This window comes from Ideonella sp. B508-1, from assembly GCF_000333615.1.
Taxonomy (GTDB): Bacteria; Pseudomonadota; Gammaproteobacteria; order Burkholderiales; family Burkholderiaceae_C; genus Ideonella.
On sequence record NZ_BADL01000275.1, the window covers coordinates 1 to 4150 of the forward strand.

4 protein-coding genes and 1 pseudogene are annotated in these 4150 nt (G+C 69.8%); all 5 read right to left on the reverse strand.

Features of this window, described 5'->3' with window-relative positions:
• Nucleotides 1-475 (reverse strand): annotated as a pseudogene (locus tag I73_RS27520) (phosphoribulokinase); the annotation flags it as partial.
• Nucleotides 476-526: 51 nt separating this feature from the next.
• Entirely contained in the window at nt 527-1609 is a 1083-nt protein-coding gene (locus tag I73_RS11650) for a class 1 fructose-bisphosphatase (RefSeq protein ID WP_022980775.1), read from the reverse strand.
• A gap of 42 nt (nt 1610-1651) precedes the next feature.
• Entirely contained in the window at nt 1652-2623 is a 972-nt protein-coding gene (cbbX, locus tag I73_RS27525; protein ID WP_022980776.1) for a CbbX protein, read from the reverse strand.
• 23 nt (nt 2624-2646) lie between these two features.
• A complete protein-coding gene (locus tag I73_RS11665; RefSeq protein ID WP_022980777.1) occupies nt 2647-3081 on the reverse strand; it encodes a ribulose bisphosphate carboxylase small subunit in 435 nt (144 codons plus the stop codon).
• A gap of 347 nt (nt 3082-3428) precedes the next feature.
• Nucleotides 3429-4150, reverse strand: a 722-nt coding sequence (locus I73_RS11670; RefSeq protein WP_026096622.1) for a RuBisCO large subunit C-terminal-like domain-containing protein, incomplete at its 5' end; no start/stop codon positions are given.

Consider the following 4150-nt stretch of genomic DNA (forward strand, 5'->3'; position numbering starts at 1 on the left):
TTGATGACGGGCACCCCGCCGATCAGCAGGTCGGGGTTGCGGGCGATGTTGACCTCGGGCGTGACGACGGCGCCGTGCAGGCCTTCGTAGAACAACAGGTCGGTGTTGCCCGGCAGTTCTCCCCAGGGGGTGAAGGTGCCGGGTCCTGGCCATAGGGCTGGGCCTCCACCGGGTCGTGCAGGTAGCGCCGGCGCCGGCCGGTGCCCGATTCGCCATAGCTGTGGAAAAGCTGCTCCAGTTCGGCGAAGAGGTTGTTCTCCGGCCCGAAGTGGCTGAAGTGGGTGTTGCCGGCCTCCTCGGCCGCGCGCTGGCGCTGGCGCATCTCGCCGCGGTCGTAGCGGTGGAAGCTGTCGCCTTCGATGACGGCGGCGCGCACGTTCTCGCGGCGGAAGATGTTCTCGAAGGTGCGGGTCACCGAGGAGGTGCCCGCACCGGACGAGCCGGTGATGGCGATGATGGGGTGTCGCGCGGACATGGTCGTGTGTCTCCGGGTCTTCTTGGAATGGATGGCGCGGGGCGCGAAGCCTCAGGCCCTGAACAGGCTGCGCTCGGCGAACAGCGGGTTGGCCGGCTCGGCCTCCGACGGGTCGCGGTGGTACTGCTCGATGCGCTCGACCTCGTGGCGCGAGCCGAAGACCAGGCCGATGCGCTGGTGCAGCGCCGTGGGCCGCACGCCCAGCACCGGCTGCAGGCCGGTGGAGGCACGCCCGCCCGCCTGCTCGATCAGAAAGCCCACCGGGTTGGCCTCGTACAGGAGGCGCAGGCGGCCGGCGCGGGCCGGTTCTTTGCGGTCGCGCGGGTACATGAAAACGCCGCCGCGCATCAGGATGCGGTGGGTCTCGGCCACCAGCGAGGCAATCCAGCGCATGTTGAAGTCCTTGCCGCGCGCGCCGCTGGCGCCGGCCAGGCATTCGTCCACATAGCGCTTGATCGGCGGCTCCCAGAAGCGGCTGTTGGAGGCGTTGATCGCGAACTCGCGGGTGTCGGCCGGCACCTGCAGGTCCGGGTGGGTCAGCATGAACTCGCCCAGGTCCGGGTGCAGGGTGAAGCCCACCGTGCCGTGGCCCACGCTGAGCACCAGCATGGTGGTGGGGCCGTAGAGCGCGTAGCCGGCGGCCACCTGGGCCGCGCCGGGCTGCAGGAAGTCGGCCTCCACCGGCGCGCGGCCGCTGTCCACCACGTCCTGCGGCGCACGCAGGATGGAGAAGATGCTGCCCACCGAGACGTTGACGTCGATGTTGCTGGAGCCGTCCAGCGGGTCGAACAGCAGCAGGTACTTGCCGCGCGGCTGGTTGTCCGGGATGGGGTAGGGCGCCTCCATCTCCTCCGAGGCCATGCCGGCCAGGGTGCCCGAGCCTTCGTTGCGACGCAGGAAGACCTCGTTGGCCAGCACGTCCAGCGGCTTCTGCTCCTCGCCCTGCACATTGACGGCCGCCGGGGCGGCCGGGGTCGCGCTGCCCAGCTCGCCGAGCTTGACCGCGCGGGCAATGGCCTTGGCGGCCAGGGCCACGTCGAGGATCAGGGTGTTGAGCTCGCCGCTGGCGCCGGGAAAGCGGCGGCGCTGCTCGATCAGGTACTGGGTGAGCGTGGGGCGGTGGGACAGGGGCATGGCAGTCTCCTTGGGTGTTCTGTGTCGGGTGGCGGGCCGGGCTCAGGCCGCGGGTGCGCCGGCCGGGGCGGCCGAGGCGAAGACCCGGCTGGCGGCGATGTCCTCGGGCGCCAGCGTGGAGAGGGCCTCGGCATCGAGCACCCGGTCGGGCTCGGCGAAGAGCCGGCTGGCCTGGCGCAGGCGGGCCCGGTCCAACGCATTGCGCACGCTGCGGGCGTTGGCGAAGTGCGGCTGGGCCAGGCGCAGCGCCAGGTAGCGGGCGAAGGTCTCGCGGGCACCGTCGCCGAAGCGGTAGTGCTGGCCGGCGAGCATGCGGTCGGCGATGCCCAGCAGCTCGTCGGCGCTGTAGTCGGGAAAGTCGAGGTGATGGGCGATGCGCGAGCTCATGCCCGGGTTGGACTGGAAGAAGGTGTCCATGCGGTCCCGGTAGCCCGCCAGGATCACCACCAGGTCGTCGCGCTGGTTCTCCATCACCTGCAGCAGGATCTCGATGGCCTCCTGGCCGTAGTCGCGCTCGTTCTCCGGCCGGTAGAGGTAGTAGGCCTCGTCGATGAAGAGCACGCCGCCCATGGCTTTCTTCAGCACCTCCTTGGTCTTGGGCGCGGTGTGGCCGATGTACTGGCCCACCAGGTCGTCGCGCGTGACGGCCACCAGGTGGCCCTTGCGGATGTAGCCCAGGCGGTGAAGGATCTCGGCCATGCGCAAGGCCACCGTGGTCTTGCCGGTGCCGGGGTTGCCGGTGAAGCACATGTGAAGGCTGGGTGCTTGAGCCGAAAGCTGGAACTGGGCGCGCAGCTTGTCGATCACCAGCAGCGCGGCGATGTCGCGCAGCCGCGCCTTGACCGGGCGCAGGCCGACCAGGTCGCGGTCGAGCTCGTCGAGCACCTCCATCACCCGGCTCTGGGCCAGCACCTCGTGGACGGTGCGTGCCGCGGGCGCGGTCTCTGGCGTTGGTGTGGCTGCGGCCGTGGCCGTCGTCGCCACGCCGGGAATGGCGTAGAGCGGGGCGTTCATCGGGGGACCTCCGGCAGGGTGGCTCAGTAACGCTCGGCTTCGGGATGGTCGGCCGCGTAGCCGCGCAGGGTGTAGCGCTGGCTGCGGCCGTGGATCTCCTGGCGCTGCAGCTGGAAGCCCGGCTCGGCGGCGGGGCGGTTGACGATGAAACACATGGCGATGGACTCGATGCCGCGGGTCGAATCGAAGGCCATCATGCGGATGTAGTGGCGCGGGAAGGCCTGACGGCAGCCCTGCAGTTCGAGCATCACGCCGGCGGCGTCCTGCAGGTCGAACATGGGCATGCCGTACATCTCCCAGTAGGTGTTGCGCGGGTGCGGGTCGTCGGTGTATTCGACGCTCCAGGCATAGCCCTTGGCCAGGCCGTACTCGATCTGCGCGCGGATCTCGGCGTCGCTCAGGTCGGGCAGGAAGCTGAACTGGCCCTGGGTCAGGCGGCCGGTGGGGTTGGTCATCATGGTGGGTGCTCCTTGGGGGCTCTTGCCCGTTTCGGTCAACAGCGGTCGCGGCGTGCGTGGTCAGGCCGGCGGGGCGACTTCTTCCGCTCATGTCCCCCGGCCCTGGCCTGCCGGCCAGGACCTCCTCCTTGACTTCGCTTCAGAAGTCACCCCACCGACCTGACCGGACACCTTGGCGGCCAGGGACGGTTCGCATGCCGAGGCGGTGCCGATCGGGCCGCCCGGGGTGCTTGCCGGAGCGAAGTCAAGGAGGAGGACGGCGCGCAGCGTCGTCCGGGGGACATGAGCGCAGGGAAGTGCCCCGGGGGGACCGATCCCGCGCAGACCGTGGCCTGCTGGGGGGTAAATCAGGCCGCCACCGCCGGCGTCAGCGCGAAGTCGCTGGTGTCGGTGCTGGCGTAGTTGAAGCTGATCTCGCCCCAGGTATCCAGGGCCTGTTTCAGCGGGGTGCAGAACTGGGCCGCCGCGCGCAGGATTTCGGGCCCATCGGCCGCGATGTCCCGGCCCTCGTTGCGGGCCTTGACCATGCACTCCAGCGCCACCCGGTTGGCCACCGCGCCGGCCTGGATGCCGGCCGGGTGGCCGATGGTGCCGCCGCCGAACTGCAGGATCACGTCGTCGCCGAACAGGTTCAGCAGCTGGTGCATCTGGCCGGCGTGGATGCCGCCGGACGCCACCGGCATCACCTTGCGCATGTCGGCCCAGTCCTGGTCGAAGAACAGGCCGCGCGGCAGGTCCTGCTTCGTGTAGCTGTCGCGGCAGACGTTGTAATAGCCCTGCACCGTCATCGGGTCGCCCTCGAGCTTGCCCACCGCGGTGCCGGTGTGCAGGTGGTCCACGCCGGCCAGACGCAGCCACTTGGCCATCACGCGGAAACTCACGCCGTGGTTCTTCTGCCGGGTGTAGGTGCCGTGGCCGGCCCGGTGCATGTGCACGATCATGTCGTGCTTGCGGGCCCAGTTGGCGATGGACTGGATGGCGCTCCAGCCGATGATCAGGTCCACCATGATGACCACCGAGCCCAGCTCCTTGGCGAACTCGGCGCGCTCGTAGATGTCCTCCATCGTCG

Coding starts and splice junctions, on each gene's coding strand:
- cbbX (WP_022980776.1), bottom strand. CDS start 2,623: ATGAACGCCCCGCTCTACGCCATTCCCGGCGTGGCGACGACGGCCACG.
- I73_RS11650 (WP_022980775.1), bottom strand. CDS start 1,609: ATGCCCCTGTCCCACCGCCCCACGCTCACCCAGTACCTGATCGAGCAG.
- I73_RS11665 (WP_022980777.1), bottom strand. CDS start 3,081: ATGATGACCAACCCCACCGGCCGCCTGACCCAGGGCCAGTTCAGCTTC.